The 19,472-nt window shown below is 37.2% G+C and carries 16 protein-coding genes; 6 read left to right on the plus strand and 10 right to left on the minus strand.

The window, feature by feature from the left end:
- Positions 1 to 9: 9 nt before the first annotated feature.
- The gene (locus IV36_RS10960) at positions 10 to 165 is read left to right on the plus strand and encodes a GNAT family N-acetyltransferase (RefSeq protein WP_235810319.1); all 156 of its coding nucleotides are present in this window, start codon (positions 10 to 12) and stop codon (positions 163 to 165) included.
- A 473-nt stretch (positions 166 to 638) separates the two neighbouring features.
- On the opposite strand, the gene mnmG is transcribed toward IV36_RS10960, so the two are convergent.
- Positions 639 to 2,543, minus strand: a complete 1,905-nt coding sequence (gene mnmG / locus IV36_RS10965; protein WP_056992485.1) for a tRNA uridine-5-carboxymethylaminomethyl(34) synthesis enzyme MnmG — start codon at positions 2,541 to 2,543, stop codon at positions 639 to 641.
- A gap of 29 nt (positions 2,544 to 2,572) precedes the next feature.
- Entirely contained in the window at positions 2,573 to 3,967 is a 1,395-nt protein-coding gene (gene mnmE / locus IV36_RS10970; protein ID WP_056992486.1) for a tRNA uridine-5-carboxymethylaminomethyl(34) synthesis GTPase MnmE, read from the minus strand.
- Positions 3,968 to 4,570: 603 nt separating this feature from the next.
- Here mnmE and IV36_RS10975 point away from each other — a divergent pair.
- The 3 genes from IV36_RS10975 to IV36_RS10985 are packed head-to-tail and all read left to right on the plus strand — an operon-like array spanning position 4,571 to position 7,690.
- A complete protein-coding gene (locus IV36_RS10975) occupies positions 4,571 to 5,617 on the plus strand; it encodes a branched-chain amino acid aminotransferase (protein WP_056992488.1) in 1,047 nt (348 codons plus the stop codon).
- 40 nt (positions 5,618 to 5,657) lie between these two features.
- A complete protein-coding gene (locus IV36_RS10980; RefSeq protein ID WP_056992490.1) occupies positions 5,658 to 6,743 on the plus strand; it encodes a PTS sugar transporter subunit IIC in 1,086 nt (361 codons plus the stop codon).
- A 29-nt stretch (positions 6,744 to 6,772) separates the two neighbouring features.
- Complete coding sequence (locus IV36_RS10985) at positions 6,773 to 7,690, plus strand: L-lactate dehydrogenase (RefSeq protein WP_056992492.1); 918 nt, start codon at positions 6,773 to 6,775, stop codon at positions 7,688 to 7,690.
- A 170-nt stretch (positions 7,691 to 7,860) separates the two neighbouring features.
- Here IV36_RS10985 and IV36_RS10990 read toward each other — a convergent pair whose 3' ends face one another.
- The 5 genes from IV36_RS10990 to IV36_RS11010 form a co-directional block, all read right to left on the minus strand.
- Complete coding sequence (locus tag IV36_RS10990; protein ID WP_056992494.1) at positions 7,861 to 8,319, minus strand: universal stress protein; 459 nt, start codon at positions 8,317 to 8,319, stop codon at positions 7,861 to 7,863.
- A 102-nt stretch (positions 8,320 to 8,421) separates the two neighbouring features.
- A complete protein-coding gene (locus tag IV36_RS10995) occupies positions 8,422 to 9,366 on the minus strand; it encodes a CPBP family intramembrane glutamic endopeptidase (RefSeq protein WP_056992496.1) in 945 nt (314 codons plus the stop codon).
- A 157-nt stretch (positions 9,367 to 9,523) separates the two neighbouring features.
- Positions 9,524 to 10,261 (minus strand): deoxynucleoside kinase, encoded by a 738-nt coding sequence (locus IV36_RS11000; RefSeq protein ID WP_056992498.1) that lies wholly within the window; start codon positions 10,259 to 10,261, stop codon positions 9,524 to 9,526.
- Positions 10,262 to 10,389: 128 nt separating this feature from the next.
- A complete protein-coding gene (locus tag IV36_RS11005; RefSeq protein WP_056992500.1) occupies positions 10,390 to 11,544 on the minus strand; it encodes a DUF3114 domain-containing protein in 1,155 nt (384 codons plus the stop codon).
- Positions 11,545 to 11,576: 32 nt separating this feature from the next.
- Positions 11,577 to 12,164, minus strand: coding sequence for a DapH/DapD/GlmU-related protein (locus IV36_RS11010; protein WP_056992502.1), 588 nt, complete (start codon positions 12,162 to 12,164; stop codon positions 11,577 to 11,579).
- A gap of 62 nt (positions 12,165 to 12,226) precedes the next feature.
- Between IV36_RS11010 and IV36_RS11015 the strand changes: the two genes are divergently transcribed.
- Positions 12,227 to 12,799 carry a sugar O-acetyltransferase gene (locus tag IV36_RS11015; RefSeq protein WP_056992504.1) on the plus strand — a complete coding sequence of 191 codons (573 nt, stop codon included), beginning with the start codon at positions 12,227 to 12,229 and terminating at the stop codon, positions 12,797 to 12,799.
- Here the strand turns inward: IV36_RS11015 and pepI are convergent.
- The gene (pepI, locus tag IV36_RS11020; RefSeq protein WP_056992509.1) at positions 12,796 to 13,689 is read right to left on the minus strand and encodes a proline iminopeptidase; all 894 of its coding nucleotides are present in this window, start codon (positions 13,687 to 13,689) and stop codon (positions 12,796 to 12,798) included. The two genes, IV36_RS11015 and pepI, sit on opposite strands and share 4 nt — an antisense overlap.
- Positions 13,690 to 13,931: 242 nt before the next feature.
- Here pepI and IV36_RS11025 point away from each other — a divergent pair, with 242 nt between their 5' ends.
- A complete protein-coding gene (locus tag IV36_RS11025; RefSeq protein ID WP_056992506.1) occupies positions 13,932 to 15,269 on the plus strand; it encodes a hypothetical protein in 1,338 nt (445 codons plus the stop codon).
- A 224-nt stretch (positions 15,270 to 15,493) separates the two neighbouring features.
- Here the strand turns inward: IV36_RS11025 and IV36_RS11030 are convergent, their stop codons facing one another.
- Entirely contained in the window at positions 15,494 to 17,278 is a 1,785-nt protein-coding gene (locus IV36_RS11030; RefSeq protein ID WP_003690808.1) for an ABC transporter ATP-binding protein, read from the minus strand.
- Positions 17,247 to 18,995: an ABC transporter ATP-binding protein gene (locus tag IV36_RS11035; protein ID WP_056992507.1), complete on the minus strand. Its 1,749-nt coding sequence runs from the start codon at positions 18,993 to 18,995 to the stop codon at positions 17,247 to 17,249. The genes IV36_RS11030 and IV36_RS11035 overlap by 32 nt, the downstream gene beginning before the upstream one ends.
- Between the last annotated feature and the right edge of the window lie 477 nt (positions 18,996 to 19,472).

Raw genomic sequence — 19,472 nt, forward strand, 5'->3', positions numbered from 1 at the left:
ACAAAAGCTATGTGCGATTGGGCATTAACACAAGACAATACTTCTTATGTAATCGCTGAAACAGAGATTGAAAACCTAGCTTCACAAAATGTATTGAAAAGATGTGGCTTCAAACTTTATAAACAGAATAATACGTGCTGGTGGAAATTACAGATGAAGAAATAGGCGTTAATCTGAATGGCTGTTTTCTTCCATTCAACACTCAGAACGGCATGTTACTGAAAAAAATTTTGCAAAATCATGAGAACGCTCGGCGAGTTATTAAATATTGGCTATCTTGGAACACACACTATAGGGCTGTCATAAGTCCCTAAGCAAAAAATAACCGCCTTAGCTCTGGTCAGCTGGCGGTTATTTTTGTGATAGTCAGTGTATATTTAAGAGAATCTATTCGCACTATAACAAGATAGTTTAAACTTTACTAACGTTTTATTTTCATTGTAGATACTTAAAATGTTTTTATCTTTATTTATCATACTTAAACATGTCAGTCCCTTATTTTAGGCATATCTACTTGACCAACACTAACAATTTGCATTGTCTAAAACAATAATCTGAGTGGCGTAAACAAATATTTTCCGATCATAACGGCGCGTCATTGCCGTCCAAATTTGTGCAAAAGGCATATCTTCTGTAATCTAAATCTTTGCTATCTTGCCCTGTTCAATATAAATCGCTAAGATCGAAATATCTGCTGGGTTAACTCCACTGATTCGACTAGCTTGTGCCAGTGTTTCTGGACGAATTTTTTCGAACTTTTGCCGAGCTTCTGTAGCAATTCCTTCAATCGCATTATAATCAATTCGATCTGGAATTTTTTTAGCCTCCATCTTTTTGAGCTTCTCAACTTTTTGATTAGCTTTTTTGATGTAACCCTCGTATTTAATTTGAATCTCAACTTGTTCAATTACCCGATTATTAATTTTCTCTGTCGCCTCTGGGATAAACCTAGTTAATTCGGCATAGGTCACTTCTGGGCGTCGCAAAAAATCACTTGCCAATACACCATCTTTCAATGGTGCAGCCCCCTTTTCAGCAAGAAATTCATTGACTTGGTCATTTGGCTTAATTCGATAACTTTCAAGACGTTTTTTTTCAGCTTCGATTGCCGCTTTTTTTGCCTCAAACTTGGTGTAACGCTCATCAGAAATCAACCCAATTTCATGGCCTAATTCAGTCAAACGCATATCTGCATTATCATGACGCAAGATCAAGCGGTACTCTGCACGCGATGTTAATAAGCGATACGGCTCGTTTGTTCCCTTGGTTACCAAATCATCGACCATCACCCCAATGTATGCGTCACTGCGTTTAAGAACGACCTCTTCTTTTCCAAGGGCATGCCGACCTGCATTGATACCTGCTAACATTCCCTGACCAGCAGCTTCTTCATATCCTGAAGTTCCGTTTGTTTGCCCAGCCGTATATAGTCCGCTAACTAGCTTGGTTTCTAGCGTAGGCCTTAACTGATAGGGTGAAACAATATCATATTCAATTGCATAGCCCGGACGCATCATTTCTGCATGCTCAAGTCCTTTAATAGAATGAACCATCTGCTGTTGAATTTCTTCAGGCATCGATGTTGAAAGTCCTTGAACATAAAATTCATCTGTGTTGCGGCCCTCTGGTTCAATAAACAATTGATGACGCGGCTTGTCAGCAAATCTGACAATCTTATCTTCAATCGATGGACAATATCTTGGCCCAACACCTTCAATCACACCCGAAAACATTGGTGCACGATCAAGATTTGCTCGAATCAATTCATGTGTCTTTTCATTAGTGTATGTCAGCCAACAAGATAGCTGATCCTTAGCATCCAAGTAATCATCATCAGAGGTCTCAAAACTAAAATGATTTGGCTCCTTATCACCTGGCTGTTCTTCAGTTGCATTGTATTCGATCGTATTCCCATCAACTCTTGGTGGAGTTCCTGTCTTAAAGCGTTTCAATTCAAAACCTAATTTCTCCAAATTACCTGATAATTTCATAGAGGGCTGTGTATTATTAGGTCCAGAAGAATACATTAATTCACCAATAATGATCTTCCCACGTGCCGCTGTACCTGTTGTCAAAACAACACTTTTGGCACCGTACCGCGCACCCGTATTGGTAATCACACCTTTAACAACGCCATCTTCAACAATTAAGTCATCAACAATTCCTTGACGCAATGTTAGATTTGGTTCTTTTTCAAGAGTATGTTTCATTTCAATCGAATAAGCACGCTTATCAGCCTGTGCCCTCAAAGCCCTTACAGCCGGACCCTTACCGGTATTCAGCATTCTCATTTGTACATATGTCTTATCAATATTACGACCCATTTCACCGCCAAGTGCATCGAGTTCTCGTACAACAATTCCTTTGGCAGGCCCACCTATAGAAGGATTACATGGCATGAATGCCACCATCTCAAGATTAATTGTCACTAAGAGAGTTTCATTCCCCATCCGAGCTGCAGCTAATGCAGCTTCACAACCTGCATGCCCTGCTCCAACTACGATCACATCATAGTCTTTGCCAGCATATTGCTTTACGTTCATTATGATCTCCTATCTTCCATCTAAATTATTTATTTTCCTAAACAAAATTGGCTAAACAACTGTGTCAACAGTTCGTCTTGATAACTGTCTCCTGTAATCTCACCTAACAAATCCCAGCAATTAGTCATATCAATCTGGATTAAGTCCACTGGCATGTTAGCTTCAATCCCACGCAAAACCGCGTCTAATGAATCTTTTGCCTGATTTAAAAGACCAATATGTCTTGCATTCGTAACCATAATCGTTGTTTGACTATTCTCAATTCCGCCAAAGAATAATTTTGCGATTTTTTCTTCCAACTTATCGATTCCTTCATTCTTTAAAACGGAAACACTCAATAATTCATCTTTACCAATTTTTTCGGTAAGCTGTGTAAAATCTATTTTTGAAGGCAAATCTACCTTATTCAGCAATACAATTCTTTTCTTATTCTCTGTCAGTTTTATCAACTGCTGATCCTCGGTAGTTAAAGGCTCGCTTTGATTCAATACAAGCATCACTAAGTCTGCTTGCTCGATGGCCTTTTTAGAACGCTCGACCCCAATTTTTTCTACCTTATCTGATGTCTCACGAATTCCAGCAGTATCAACTAATTTAAGAGGAACTCCCCTAACATTTACATATTCTTCAATCACATCGCGTGTTGTTCCCGCTACGTCTGTCACAATTGCTTTGTCTTCATGCAGTAAATGATTTAATAGACTAGATTTACCAACATTGGGTTTACCAATAATTGCTGTCGCTAATCCCTCACGCAAGACTTTTCCCTGCTTGGCAGTTTGTAACAGTTGTTCTATCCTTATTTTTGTATCCTGTGCCTTTTCCTTCAACAATTTTGTTGTCATTTCTTCAACATCATCATATTCTGGATAATCAATATTAACTTCAACTTGTGCTAAAACATCTAGTATATCTTGGCGTAAATTTCTGATTAAATGTGAGAGATTCCCATCCAGTTGGTTCAACGCAACTTTCATTGATTTGTCTGTCTTAGCTCTAATAAGATCCATAACAGCTTCTGCTTGTGAAAGATCAATCCTGCCATGCAAAAAGGCACGTTTAGTAAATTCGCCTGGTTCAGCCAATCGAGCACCATTACTTAATAACAATTGTAGAATTTCGTTAGTTGCAACAATTCCACCATGACAGTTGATTTCGACAACATCTTCGCGTGTAAATGTTTTAGGTGCTTTCATTACCGAAACCATAACCTCATCAATTTCTTGTTTAGTTCTCGGATTAATAATATGTCCATAATTTATAGTATGACTCTTAACTTTAGTTAAGTCTTTGCCAGAAAATACATTTTTTGCAATCTGTAATGCTTCATCTCCACTTAAACGAACGATGGAAATTGCACCTTCACCAGGTGGAGTTGAGATCGCTGCAATCGTGTCGTATTCCGTGATTGTACTTGCTGCCAACTGTCTGTTCCCTCCTTTTAGACAATAAAAAAAGCGCCACTCCACGCCTTGAAAACGTGGATAAAGCACTTTGACTACTTTATCAATTAAGATAAGAATGATTGCCTATAATATACTTTCAATTGTTGAAAAAGTCAATAAGACAATCTTTTTCTCATCTCATGATTACCCCAAACCTCAGTTTTCCAGCGTAATTTGTATGTTTTATTAAACATTTCTGTCATTAAAAATAATAAAATTACATTTTTATTAAAAAAGAGGTTGATTTTTTAATGTCAGCAGTTATAATAAGAAATATCAATTATGAAGTCACGTTATATCAATCAATTATCGAGAGGAGTTGAGCAATATGTCACGCACATTCACTATTTGTAGTAATACCGCCCAGTACCTAGTGAGCCTAGTCATTATTAGCACGCGCGATGTGTTGCTTAATGTCTCGGCTGATTAGATTGTTCAGACATTAGGTCCATCGCGCTAGGATAACTAGGCGATGGATTTTTTTTAAGCACCCACCGCCGAAGTGTATTCTTGGCGGTGAGTGCTTTTTTGTTTTTTAACTTCAAACGACTTTCATGATTCAAAAATTAAGGAGGAATTAAAATGTCACTTTCAACAGCACCAAAAGCAAAGAACCCAGCTGAATTAGATTGGAGCAACCTTGGTTTTACTTACATGAACTTACCTTATCGCTATCGTGCCTACTGGCGTGATGGTGAATGGCGTGATACTGGTCTTACAGAAGAAGCTACAATTACCATCAACGAAGGATCAACATGTCTACACTATGGTCAAGAAGTTTTTGAAGGACTTAAAGCATATCGTTGTAAGGATGGCAGCATCAATCTTTTCCGCCCAGATCAAAACGCACAAAGAATGCAAAATAGTTGTGAAAGACTAATGATGCCTAAGGTTCCTACTGAAATGTTTATAAATGCGCTAAAAGAAGTTGTAAAAGCCAATGAAGAATATATTCCTCCATATGGTACAGGCGCTACACTCTACCTTCGCCCATACATTGTTGGTGTTGGTGGAAACATTGGTGTTCATCCCGCTGAAGAATATATTTTCTCAATCTTTGCCATGCCAGTCGGAAATTACTTCAAGGGTGGCTTGACACCTACAAACTTTGTTGCTTCTGAATATGATCGTGCTGCTCATAAAGGTACTGGGGCAAGCAAGGTCGGTGGTAACTATGCAGCAAGTCTCTTCCCAGGTCAGCTTGCACACGATGCTGGTTTCTCAGATTGTATCTACCTTGACCCAATTAACCATAAGAAGATTGAAGAAGTTGGTTCAGCTAACTTCTTTGGAATCACTAAAGATGGAAAGTTTGTAACACCTAAATCACCATCTATTTTACCAAGTGTAACTAAGTTCTCATTACTATACCTTGCTGAACATAATTTCGGTATGGAAACAGAACAAGGTGATATCTACATCGATCAACTGGATCATTTTGCTGAAGCTGGTGCTTGTGGCACTGCAGCCGTTATTTCACCTATCGGTGGTTTCCAATATGGTGATAATTTCCACGTATTTTATAGTGAAACAGAAGTTGGACCTGTTACTCGCAAGTTATATGATGAATTAATTGGTATCCAATTTGGTGATATTGAAGCACCTAAGAACTGGATTGAAAAAGTTTAGAACAGAGTAGGATAAAAAAAGGAATAGGAGTTGTTCAACAATGGAGAATACAAGTACTACAAAATCAACGACAACAGTTAAGGAGTATGTATATCGAATTTCGGCCGCCGTTTCCAATGCTATCTTAGTCACATTAGGTATTGGACTGTTGCTACAGACAATTGCCTCATTTGTTCACTGGAATGCTTTATATCAAGTTGGTGTCATTGCTAATGATTTATTGGCTCCTGCACTTGGTGTTGCAATCGCATCTCAATTAGAGACAACTTCACTCGTCATTTTTAGTGCTATGATTTCTTCAACGATTGGTGCAAATGCTGTGCACTTTACTTCAGCTGCTGTCAATGGAACAACCGCAACTGGTTCATCCTTGATGCAAGCAGCAGGTAGTGCAACTTTCGCAACTGGTCAGCCAGTCAGTGCTGTCTTAGCTGGTTTGATTGCTGCCTTGATTGGTAAATATTTATCCGGTAAGACACCTTTAGATATGATGCTTGTACCTTTCACTGCAACCTTAGTAGGGGGAGTTTGTGGTTTAGGCCTTGCTGCTGTCACTACTCCATTGTTGTTAAACGTCAGTGCATTCATCGCTAAGACGATGCAGGTAAATCCGTTGGTGGGTTCAATTTCAATTTCTGTAGTTTGGGCACTTTTCTTAATGACTCCAGCATCATCCGCAGCTTTGGCGATTGCTTTAACGCTGGATCCCATCTCATCAGCTGCTGCATTAATTGGAACAACATCACAGTTTGTTGCTTTCACAGCAATGTCATTTCGTCAAAATAACCTTGGTGCTAATATTGCTCAGGGAGTCATGACACCCAAAGTACAGTTCCCAAATCTTTTGATTAACCCATATTTGTTGGTTCCTTCAATACTTTCAGCGGTTGTTTGTGCTCCGATCGCAACTATTATGTTCGGCTTCCGTTCAACCTATAAGTTAGCTGGTTTAGGACTAAACTCCTTTATCGCACCATTAGCCTATGCTGCACAGGGATGGGGACAATTTGCAATCTACATGTTTACAGGTGTTGTCTTACCTATGGTCATTTCGTTAGTAGCATACAGCATGATGAAGAAAGCTGGCTTCATTAAAGAAAATCAATTACACTTGGAAATCGTTTAATCAATACTAATTAACAAAGGATGTAGAAAATGAGTAGAAAATATGCAATCATCGGTGTAGGGCATGTTGGGGCTGCAATAGCATTCTCACTTGTAGTTCAAGGTTTTGCCGATGAATTAATTCTGATAGATAAAAATGAAAAAAAAGCAAGAGCAGAGCAACTTGATCTTCAAGATGCAACAGCTCGGCTAGATAGTAGACCCAAAATAAAAATTCAGGATTATGCAGAATTAGCGGATACAGATATTCTTTTTGTTACTGCAGGAAATATTCATGCATTGGATAATGCAAGTGGTAACAGGTGGGCAGAATTTGAATATACTCGTGAAATCGTAAAAGATATCGCACCTAAAATTAAAGCAAGTGGCTTTAATGGTGTTTTGATCGATACAATGAATCCTTGTGATGCAATTACCCAATATCTGCAAAAGGAAATCGGATTACCTGGATCACAAGTACTCGGAACAGGAACCTTCCTAGATACTGCTCGTATGCAGCGTGTTGTATCAGAGAAATTTAATGTTGATCCTAAAAACGTATCTGGCTTTGTATATGGCGAACATGGCGAGTCTCAATTTGTTGCATGGTCAACAGTTAGTGTCAATGGGCTTCCAATTAAGACCCTTGCTCCAAAAATGAACCTAGATTTAGACGCGCTTGAGGATACCGCACGATCAGGCGGGTGGGCTGTCCATTCAGGTAAAGGCTATACTAGTTTCGCAATTGCAACGTGTGCAATTAAACTTAGCCGTGCAGTTCTTGATGATGCACAGCTGATGTGCCCTTGTTCATCTTACAATGTCAAATATGATTCATATGTAGGTCAGCCAGGAATAATTGGTAAAAATGGAGTCGAAGAACTCATTGATATTCCTCTCCCACCTGAAGAAGAACAAAAACTAGCAACTTCCGCAGCTACCATTAAAGAAAAATTTGCTACAATGTAATTGTATTTAATAAGCAACATAGTATGTGAGTCATACAAAAAAGGAGTTTCACAAATATTTTGTGAAACTCCTTTTTGCTTTATATGCAATCTAATTACTAAAAAAAGAGTATTATTTCTTAGTACTAACCTTCAAAGTTTTTTGTCTCCAAATTATTCTTGCTTTAAAAATCAATTACGAGCCATGAGCACATCACAAGATGCATTTCTTACAACATAAGATGCAACTGATCCTATCACCAGCCGCTCAAAAAAATTCTTTCCAGTAGAGCCGACTAAAATCAAATCATTGCCATACTCAGGTTGAAAATCATGCACAATGACAACTTTTGGATTTCCAAAACGCAAATGCACATGTACATTTTCTTCACTAAGCCCATTTTCCTTAATTAGCTTTTGTTTCAAATTAAACATGTATTCCTCATTAGCTTGTTCAATTCTGTAAATCTCACTACCATCTAGAGCAATTCCAGCTCCACCATACTCAAGAGAATTCAAATCAAGAACACGCAAAACATCTAATGAAGAACCTTCATTATTCTTAACCGTTTCTATTGCTTTATCCAAAGCAACATCAGAACCCTTAGAACCATCTATTGCCACCAAAACTCGTTTATACTTTTGTACCATCTCAGCCACCTGCCTTTGGTAAAAATACTTCTACCATTATGATAGCCCTTGGGTTTATAAACTTCAAGTAATCGCACAGAAGTTGTGATTAAATTAACACCTTTATATTTTATCTAATCCTGTACAAGAAATAATGAAAATTATAATAGTGATCAAAATCAAGATTTTCCTCGTAAATGCAAGTTTCAATTCAGTTCCAGTTGGTTTATTGTTTCTGTACCAGTTGCGTATCTTTCTTCTGAAAAACCATAAAATTACAATTCCAATAACTCCACCTATCCAAACCAAAACATTACTGATAATATCAGCTTGCTTGCCGCTGAAGTTCTGTAGAATATAGCTAAACATGTCTCCCAACACAAGATTATTAAAAATGTGTAGCAATATTGACCACTTGATACCATAAGTTAATGCTACATATCCTAAAATTAATCCTACGACAAACGCAAATGGAGTTTGAATAAAGTTACTATGATACAGTCCAAACATGTAAGCAGAAAGTATAATAGCAAAACCTTGTCCATATTTTTCCAAACTACGTAATAAAAATCCTCTAAAAACAATCTCCTCAGTAACAGGACCTAAAATTCCAGCATATAGCAGCATAGAAATTGTTTGACTGGCGCCTGTAGCTTCTTTTAATTGCTCTGTTGAGCTATAGCCTACCAGATTAACAAGGTGTTCAAATAGAGAACTGTAGGCACCTAAAACAATTTGGCTTGTCAATATTATTGCAACCAGCGAAAAAAAGACACCTATCGTCACTTTTCTTTTACTTGAAGCAAAAGTTTGTTTCCTCATTTTAGGAGTCATGTTTACAAAAATTGCAAAAAGTCCTGCTCCGACTGCAACCAAGTATGGAAGTCCACTATTGTTGAAAAAATTATTTACAGCAGCTTCACTTTCTTTTTTTGTAAAGAGTATCGCAAACGACGAGATAAGTGCTGAAAGTTGAAAAACTATGAAATAAATAGAAGTTATCGCAATAGCATGGCTTACATCTTTTTTTAATACCTTATCTGTGATGTCATTCTTTTTATATTTCAAGTTTTTCACCTTGCCATTCTTATAGTTTTGGATTTTTGCGCAAATTAAAAGGTTGTATCTGCATTATCAACCATAATAGTCTCTCCTCGTTATTGCCTAACATACTGAATACTTAAAAAGTTATATCTCAGAAATAGGTTCTACTTATACATCTCTTTTAAAGAAGCTGTTTCTGATGTCTTTCTTTGAAATTATTTAACTGTGCGTCCGTAAGTTTGCCCAACTTATATAGTTTATTTTCAATTAATTCTAACATCGTAATCCTATCGTTAATATTGTCAACAAAATCAAATTGATCACCATTTATTACTAGTAATGGTGAGACAGAGTATGACTCAATCCATTCATCATAGTACTTTAAAAGTCGTTTGTAATAATCAACCAAAGAAGGATCATTTTCTACTAATTCATAATCACGGCCTCTTTTATTAATTCTTTTTATCATTGTTTCATATGAAACATGGATCGTAATCATTAAATCTGGTGATTTCTTTTTAGCAGCAAAAGGTAGCTCTTCCATCATATTAGCCAATAGGCTCTGATATATTTGATATTCCACTTCTGTTGCATTACCCATTTCTGTATTCATCTTCATAAATAGCTCATCTTCATAAATTGAGCGGTCTAAAATATTATTATCATCTTTCATAGCTTCCTTAATCATTTTAAATCTTTTATTAAGAAAATATGTCTGCAAGAGATACGCATAAGGATTAGTTGCTTCTTTGTCCCCTTCCGCCCTTTTTTGAGCTGCGATTTCATTTCCTTTGTAGAATAATGGCAAGACGGGATTGTCCTCAACCGGCTCAAAAAAAGCCTTTGTTCCGAGCTCATTTGCCAATATTTCAGTCATACTTGACTTACCCGATCCAATAATACCTGATAATGTAATCAAAATGATTTATACACCCTTTCTTTGTTAACTTCATTCTATTTCCAAAAAACGACCAATTAATATCATACTAGTCTTTCAAGAAAAAATAAAGAAATGCTTTTAAGCTGCTACCCACAGATATTCAGGCACTATCTGCACAAAATATTTAAAAAAAATTTCTCTTTTTTCTTCAGAAAGTAGTAAAATCCGGGATTCTTTTTAGGATAGATACTGCGGCAATACGCAACAAATCTCTGATAAACTTTCCCTTTTTCTCTTACCGAATTCCAAGCATAATAATCCCTATAACCATTTTTTACAATATCTGCATACTGGCCCCTATATCGACCGCTGCCATCCTTTTTGTAATAAGATTCTTCAAACTTCCAATAATAGGAAGTTCTTTGCTTTTGGGTCAATCTTCTACGGGCCAACGAATCATGTGGGTGACTGATATCTAAGTTATTGTGACTATCCCTATCAACAAAAAAGTTGAATCTTCTACCGCCTAATGGTATTCCATAATTAAAAGACTCTGTATTGACGATATTGAATTCTTTAAAAGAGGTTTTAATTTGTTTGGTTCCATTAGCCAAAAAGCCATAACCTATCCACTCACTAACAAAGTTCCCTGACTCAAGGTTAATTATAAATTCAGACATTCTTGTTCTACTAGTAACTTGCACCTTCATGTTTTGTGGATACTTGAAATGATTGTCACTGCGAAATCTATTGTGAAAGTTTGCTGCCGATTTATAGTCTAATTTAACAAAACAAAATCTTTTCTCATATTTAAGTAATCTTTCATAATCTGTCTTTCCCTTAAAAAAAGAACGAATGTACTGAATATTGTTGAGATCCAAATAGCTTCGAAAAAGATGAATTTTATTTGCAAGTTCACCCAAATCATCAGTCCTACTATATTCCTTCAAGGTTTTCCCAGGAAATACTTTTTGAACAAGGTTGCGGAAATAACGTAAAAAGCCGCTATGTGGGGGCATGAGTGGATCTAAATGAAAATTACCTCTCAGCCGCAAAAAGCCGGTGTGATCAATACTTGCGCCTAATTGCCACAGGACCAATTCAATTTTTTGCTGCGCTGTTAACTTTGATTCTCTGAGCATTTTAGTATATAAATTTGAGCCAACAGCATACAAATTACGGTATATTGTCCCAAGGTCATTGCTGGAACTATTCAGCACTACTTGCCACTGCAGTTTCTTATTTATATATTTAATAGCCGGTTTATCCCACCCGGTGTGTATCAAATCACATGAAAGTTTATTGATGTCCGCATGGTTCACTATCTTTTGCCCCCCATTCACATTACCTGAAATTACAACACAAAAGATTTACACGGATTACCACTTGCAATCGTATTGGCAGATATATTATGAGTCACTACACTTCCTGCTCTGATAGTCGCTCCTTCGCCAATCTTAACGCCTGGTGTTATAACTACGTTGTTTTCAATAATAACATCATCTGCAATTACTATTGGTTGTTCACTGCACCAATGCGCTGCACGTAATTCGGGATTTTCAGCATGATTAGATGTGTATATCCCTACTTGGGCACCAAGTGAAACATTATTGCCTATTTCTACTTTGTTACAATCAATAACTTTGAAGTCCCTTCCTGCACTGAAGTAACTTCCTACAGTTAGATTGAATCCAAACTCACACGTAAATCCTAAGTTAATCTCTGCATGGTGTCCCAAATGGGCTAAAAGATTCTTCAATATTTCTATCTTTTTCCGTCCATTCCTAAGTTCATTATCATATTTCCTACATTCAAAATATGCATGATTCCTTGCTTTGGAAATTAAAGGATCATAGTCGTAATAGCGTTTCCCAGAATTTGTAATTTGTTTGATGTACTCTATTTCAAAATTTGTTAATGCACTATGTTCGCTTAGATCCATCTGGTTATCCTCCTTATTTAGGCTATAATTGCATTATATAATAATATACTTGAGGTGAGAAAATGGACGCTGAAAAGATCAAAAGACTAACAACCAATGAAAAAATATTTACTGCATCCAATCCAGAAATTGCTGCGGCTTCCAGACATGCCTTTGAACAATGTTGTGTCTTCAATCAACTAGTTCTTACCAAAAATAACTATGACTTTTCAATACTAGAACAACTATTCAATGATGTTGGTGTTGATGCCTACATTGAACCCAACTTTATGTGTACGTTTGGTTTCAATATCTCTGTAGGTGACAGTTTTTTTGCAAACCATGATGTGACAATGCTTGATTTTGCACCAATTACAATTGGTTCTAATGTTAATATTGCCCCAAAAGTTGGCTTTTATACCGCTAATTATCTTGAAGAGCCCTTAGCAAGGAAAGCTAAGAAAATGGTCGCAAAACCAATTACCCTTGAAGATGGTGTTTGGGTTGGAGGCTCTGCAATTATTCTTGGTGGAGTGACAGTTGGGGCAAATTCAATTATTGGTGCCGGAAGTGTTGTAACCCATGATATTCCTGCAAATGTTGTCGCAGTGGGAAATCCTGCCAAAGTTCTGCGCCCAATCAAACTGGACGACTAGTCATTATTCTTAAGCCACTCTGTAAGAATCTTCATATACTTTTTATTTTCTTCTACAAACGGCATATGACGAGAATTTGCAAAAAGATGCCATTCCGAATTTGGCAAAGCATCCGCCATTGTTTTCGCAACTAACGGAGTACTCAAATCATTTATACCACTCATTATTAACGCTGGTATTTCTATCTTCGATAATTTTGCGGTATATTCATAATCACTCAAATTACCCTGTGGTGTATACTCGTTTGGTCCCCATGCGGTCGTGTAGGATTCAGTACCACTTTTTTTAGGACGCCTCAGTACTTCTTCATGACTTTCTTTTGGGTCATCGCTAGCGTATAACTTCATAAAATGTGCATTTGCTTTAAGATAAGCAGGGTTCTTAAAATTTTGGGTTTCTTCCGCTTTCTTAATAGCTTCTTGTTCATCAGTTGGCAAATACTTTATAAGCCGATGAAGTTCCTTTGCCCATAACTTGGCTGAAGAAAGTGTACTAGAAAGTACGACACTTTTAGCTGCACTTGCGTCTCTGTCGCAAAGATACATTATTGCTAACATTCCACCCCACGATTGACCCAAAAGATGGAATTCCTTCAATCCTAAAAAGGTAATTAGATTCTCTAATTCATCCAACCACGTACCAGCTTTATAACAGTTTCGCTCATCATCTGGAATCGAGGAATATCCACAGCCTAACTGATCATACATTATTAATTGTCTTTGACTCATTTCTGCAATATCATCAAGCATTTCAAAATAATTATGTGTTGAACCTGGTCCACCATGCAGCAAAATTAATGGTGGATTTTTTGTTTTCTTCCCTACTACCCTGTAATAGGTTTGGTAACGGCCAAAAGGAACGAATCCTTCTCTTATATATTTATTTTCTATCTTACTCACTCCCAACTTGTTATTTTTTCTTACATATACTACACTTTTTTGGATTCTTTTACACAAAAAATAATTCATCAAAACAAATGAAATGTTTCTAAAATATTAATTCTGGCCCGCAACTTTCAATTAACATTTCACAAACAAGTTATACATATTTATTTAACATCTTCTTTTTATAGTTATCAGCAACAACAGCTTTTAAATTCAAACTATAACTATGAAAAAAGGAGTCGTTAACTATGACAACATCGATCAAACAAAATAATACTTACCAAGAATTATTCAATACCAGAAGTGGCAAGGCGTATCTTACAGAACTTCCAAAGGTTTCTAAAATCTTCTCTGGCCAATCATTTCTTTATCGTCAGCATGGTACACGTAGTATGGTTATCGATATCCGATTAACCGACGTAATTGACCAAGAGCTCCTTCAGATTGCCGTCAACCGTTCCTTACAACGTTATCCTTATCTAAGCAGTATGTTAGTAAGGAAAGATGCTCATTACAACTTAACACACGATCCATTGCCTCTCATCGTAGCACAACAACATAGCCTGCGTGTCCTGGGAAGCAAAGATGTTAATTATCATTTAATCGATATTACTTTTGAACAAAAGCGTCTGTTCGTTTCTTACCATCATGCCCTAGTTGATGGAAGAGGCATAATGCCATTTGTAAGAACTCTACTCTATTACTATATTTCATCTAAAGTTGGCCTCTTATACGGAGTCCCAAAGGTTAACCTAGCCAATGACCCGCTGTCACTTGATGAGATGCAGGAACCCTTCTCTAATCTACCTGAGTTGAAGATCCCCCAAAATTCAACACAGGATCATGGGGAAAATTCCTATAGTTTGCCAGAAAGTCGCGCATTTGATCCTCAAGCAGATAGTTATCGCTTTGAGACAGTGATTGATCAAACTAGTTTCATGACTTTTGCTAAAGCACATAATGCTACCCCTGCAATTGCAATTGGCATCATGCTTGAACAGGCTATACACCGTGCGCATCCCAAAACAACGGATCCTGTAATGGTCAACTTGGCCAGTGATCTACGTTCGGTGATCACCTATCAAAAAACTGCCAGAAACTGCGTTAATAGCATTTCCTTACCCATTAACACGCCGATAACAACCGATTCAGATTTTACCGAAACAGCAACCGCATTTAGAAAACAGATTCAACTGCAAAAAAAGCCCGAATATATTCTTCAGACTATTAACAAAATGCAACAACTTTTTGACACCTTAGACGCACTTGATAGTTTTCAAGAGAAACAAAAGATGATGAGTGCCTTTGATACCAATTTGATTAACACTTTTGTACTCAGTTATAGTGGCCAACTAAGACTAGGTTCATTAGAAAAATACATTGATGAAGTTCACACTTACATGAGCGGAACCAATGGTTTGTCAGTTCAAATGCTTGCTGCTAATCAAAAACTTTTCATTGATATACTTCAGAGTTTCTCTAGCGATATTTACGTGAAAGAGTTCAGAAATATCTTGCAAGAGAATCATATTAAATACAACAGTCTAAATAAAAAGACATTCCAAACTCCGTATTCCTTATTCTGATAAAAAAGAGTTAGAAAATGTGCTCTCCTAATTTGTGGGACTGGATCAAAGAGTCAATTTTTGATCTGGTCCTCTATTGATTTCGGATGAAAGTGTTCCACGAGTCAAAACTCTATTGTGTCATATTTACTTTACCCTCACTAGTGATGATCATTTTCTTTGACTCACTTAGACCTATAGTTTCCAAAACTTAATGCATTTCCTCCAATTTTAAAGTACATTTATCAACTAAATTGACTATTGTACAGTCTAGCGTATGCACCATTCTTTTGTAGTAGTTCATCATGTGTTCCACATTCGACAACACGTCCTGCATCAATAACACAGATCTGATCAGCATTGCGAATTGTCGAAAGACGATGTGCAATAACAAAACTAGTCTTATCCTGCATCAAATCGGTCATTGCTTTTTGAACATCAGACTCTGTATTGGAGTCTATTGAGGCTGTTGCTTCATCCAATACCAAAACAGGTGCTTCAGCAATAAATGCACGTGCAATACTGAGCAGTTGGCGCTGGCCTTGTGAAATATTATGTGCATTCTCACTTAGAATCGTGTCATAGCCATCTCTCAGCTGCATAATGAAATTATCAGCATTAGCGCGCTTTGCAGCTAAACGTACATCCTCATCAGTCGCATTCATACGACCAAGCCGGATATTCTCTTTAATGGAGAGTGAAAACATAAAAGGCTCTTGCTGAACTACAGTAACTAACCTTCTTAAATTGGACCGTTTAATGCTAGTTACATCATGTTTATCCAACAGTACCCTTCCCTTACTAAGTGGGTATAAATTGGTTAACAGGTTCATAATGGTTGTTTTACCCGCGCCAGTTGGCCCCACTAGTGCAATCACTTGTCCTTGCTTGGCAGAAATGTTAACATCATGCAATATTTGTTGTAAGCCATAGGCAAAATCTACATGTTCAAAAGCAACATTGCCTTTAGTATGTGTCATTGCGAGTGCATGTTTAATATCTTTTTCAGGCTTTTCATCAATTACTTCAAAAACTCGCTCCGCAGACGCTAAGGATAACTGCAGTGTATTGAGCAAATCAAGAATATTATTGATGGGACCAGTGAAATTACGTAAATAGATCAAGAAAGTAAAGATCGTACCGACCGTAATCGTACTACTATGAGTAAGAATAGAAAACGCTCCTGCAGCAGTAATAACAAGGTAAGCCACATTGTTAGTACCATTATTGATGGGACCGATCATACTACTGAAAGCCTGTGCACGAAAGGCCGCTTTTGTATAACGTTCATTAGTTTTGTTAAAGGTTCCCATCGTCTGTGCTTCATGATCAAATAACTGAATTACTTGTTTGCCAGATACTGATTCTTCGATCTGCGTATTAAGTGCTCCAAGTGCATCTTGTTGAGTTACAAAGGCTTTTTGGGTGATTTTCGCCACAATTCGAGTAAAAATATAGGTCATTATCGAACTAAGCAGAACAATTAGTGTTAAGAGTGGTGACAAAAGCAACATTGCAACCCCCATTCCAACTACGCTAATAATTCCCGTAAACAGTTGTACGAAAGTCTGCATCATTGCAGTATTGATATTATCGACGTCATTTGTCAATCGACTCATAACATCCCCCTTATCATGGGTATCAAAATAACGTAATGGTAACCTTTGTAACTGGGCAAAGATATCGTGACGAATCGCTGCAGATGCTCGTTGAGCTACTTTAATAATAATTGCGTTTTGAAAATAAGTACAAATACTGGCAACAATGTACATTACCGCCATTAAACCACAGATGACAAATAGTGTATGCATCTTGTTAGCGCTGAGAAACTGATCAACAACTATTCCATTTACACGATTTCCTACAATGGTCGCCATCGTAGTAAAAATCGTTAAGAAAAAAACGAGGATTAACTTACCACGTGCAAAAGCAAGGTAATTCAAAATTCTTTTAACAGTCTGTTTCCAATTATTCAGGCTAACTTTCTCTGGGTGCAAATTACGTCCGGGACGATGATGATTCATCTGCATAATATCTTCCTCCTCCCAGTTGTGTTTCAACTAGTTGCGCATAAAATGGTGAGGTTTTGAGCAATTGTGTGTGCATACCTTGATCGGTCAGTTGCCCATCAGTCATAACCAAGATTTCATCACAGTGCATAATATTTGTTACCCTCTGCGAAATAATGATAGTTGTCCGCCCACTTCGGGTTTCAAGCAGTCGCTTTTGGATTAAAGCATTGGTGGTTTGATCAACCGCACTAGTCGCATCATCCAACACCAATATATCTGGGTCTGGTACAACCGCACGTGCAATATTCAAACGCTGTCGCTGCCCACCAGAAAAATTCTTTCCATTTTGTTCAACTATCGCATCATATTTTCGTGGCAGCTTCTTAATAAATTCGGTTGCATCAGCCACGTTAGCCGCTGAATCAAGTTGTGTTTCACTTGCTTGTACTGCACCAAACGTCAAATTATGCCTGATTGTCCCAGAAAATAGCATAGCATCCTGCATGGCAACTGTAACTTTATGATGAACAGCAGCCAAATCCATGTCTTTAATATCGACTCCACCGATGCGAATTGTTCCTTGATAATTATCGAAACTACGCGTTAGCAAATTGATCAGTGCAGATTTACCACTGCCCGTTGCACCAATAATTCCCAACCATTTACCTTCTGCTATTTTGAAACTGACATCATTCAGGATTGGTCTGCTTTGCTGATAACCGAAAGTAACGTGTGAGAACTCGATACTACTGCCCGATGGTGCATTTGCAATTGTACCAACAGCAACTTCACCTTTCGTTTCATTCAAAACTGCTTGGACACGGGTTGCCGAGGTAATCGCACGTGAAAAAGCAGTAATGATGTTAACTGTCATGACCATTGCATTAGTGATTTGAATCATATAATTGACAAAAGCAATAATCTGTCCGTCGAGAATCGTTCCATTTACTTTCAACTGGCCACCATATGCCAACGCAATTACAACTCCAAGATTCAACATGACCTGAATAATAGGACTTAACGTCACTGTTGCCATCGAAGCACGAATACTACTGTTAAGCAGTTTATCATTAGCCTGCTTGAATTGAGTTAGCTGATGTTTTTCTAAAACAAAAGCTTTGATTGTCTTAATTCCTTGCAAGTTCTCTCTCATAACCCTATTCATCCCGTCGACCCGCTGCTGCATCTTGGTGTAAAGTGGAATACTGCGACGCATAATAAATAAAAGAAAGATAATTAAAGAAGATATGATCACCAATAAGATGGGGGCTAAATTTGGGCAAACAATCAACGACATAACGATTCCGCCAAACATAAGCATTGGAGAGCGTACCATTCCACGTGTCAGGATCATCACAAGGTTCTGCATCTGTGTTACGTCATTAGTGATCCGCGTAATTAATGTTGCTGGTGCTAAATTACTTGCTTCCCGCTTATTTAATGCAATCGTTAACATATGAGAACGCAAATGTGCTCCCATTCGGAGTGAAGCATAGTTCCCTAACACACCCGATCCAGCACCTGCAAGTACTCCTAGCAAGGCAAATAACAGCATGAGCAATGCTGTATGGACAACATACTGCATGTCTCCTTTTGCCAGTCCATGATCAACAATATCAGACATTAAGGTTGGTTGTTGCAAATCACAAAATACCTCAATTAACATGACCAGTGGTGCTAGGAAAAAGCACCATCGTGACAAACCATGTGTGTGCTTCATTACAATTTTAAACAAAACAACACCTCCATAAGGTTCACTATATTTCTGTACTTAAAAATTAAAAAATATTGAAACAAATCCTTTACCATCTTTTCTTAACTAAAAAGGAGTAAACGTCTAGTTACCATTATATCCAATTATTTTTAATTAACTTCGCACAAATTTAATAATATTTGATAATAAAAGCAGTTATTTTTCATTTTTTCCTAAAACATCGTATTTTTATTTGTTGAATAACCCTCACCAAGTACTTTTAATATTAATATAAAAGATAAAGGAGCCAAGTCAAAATTTAACTTTTGACCTAGCTCCTAATATTTGCATTTACCAACAATGGTTGCCGAAAAGCAAGAGGAATTTCTTCTTCTGATGATCAATAAAAGACTATATACTTAGCCTGTTTCTTTATGTTTTTAATTTTGGGGTAAAAAAGCAGAGAGTATAAAATAGTTTGTGTAAATGAATAAAAATCCTATTGAAAAGGGAATCCCT

The organism is Liquorilactobacillus mali, from assembly GCF_001437155.1.
GTDB classification, from domain to species: domain Bacteria; phylum Bacillota; class Bacilli; order Lactobacillales; family Lactobacillaceae; genus Liquorilactobacillus; species Liquorilactobacillus mali_A.

Excerpts from the sequence above, each read along its gene's own strand:
- IV36_RS10960 (WP_235810319.1), top strand. The coding sequence starts at position 10 with ATGTGCGATTGGGCATTAACACAAGACAATACTTCTTATGTAATCGCT.
- mnmG (WP_056992485.1), bottom strand. The coding sequence starts at position 2,543 with ATGAACGTAAAGCAATATGCTGGCAAAGACTATGATGTGATCGTAGTT.
- IV36_RS10975 (WP_056992488.1), top strand. The coding sequence starts at position 4,571 with ATGTCACTTTCAACAGCACCAAAAGCAAAGAACCCAGCTGAATTAGAT.
- IV36_RS10980 (WP_056992490.1), top strand. The coding sequence starts at position 5,658 with ATGGAGAATACAAGTACTACAAAATCAACGACAACAGTTAAGGAGTAT.
- IV36_RS10985 (WP_056992492.1), top strand. The coding sequence starts at position 6,773 with ATGAGTAGAAAATATGCAATCATCGGTGTAGGGCATGTTGGGGCTGCA.
- IV36_RS10990 (WP_056992494.1), bottom strand. The coding sequence starts at position 8,319 with ATGGTACAAAAGTATAAACGAGTTTTGGTGGCAATAGATGGTTCTAAG.
- IV36_RS11010 (WP_056992502.1), bottom strand. The coding sequence starts at position 12,164 with ATGGATCTAAGCGAACATAGTGCATTAACAAATTTTGAAATAGAGTAC.
- IV36_RS11015 (WP_056992504.1), top strand. The coding sequence starts at position 12,227 with ATGGACGCTGAAAAGATCAAAAGACTAACAACCAATGAAAAAATATTT.
- IV36_RS11025 (WP_056992506.1), top strand. The coding sequence starts at position 13,932 with ATGACAACATCGATCAAACAAAATAATACTTACCAAGAATTATTCAAT.
- IV36_RS11030 (WP_003690808.1), bottom strand. The coding sequence starts at position 17,278 with ATGCAGATGAATCATCATCGTCCCGGACGTAATTTGCACCCAGAGAAA.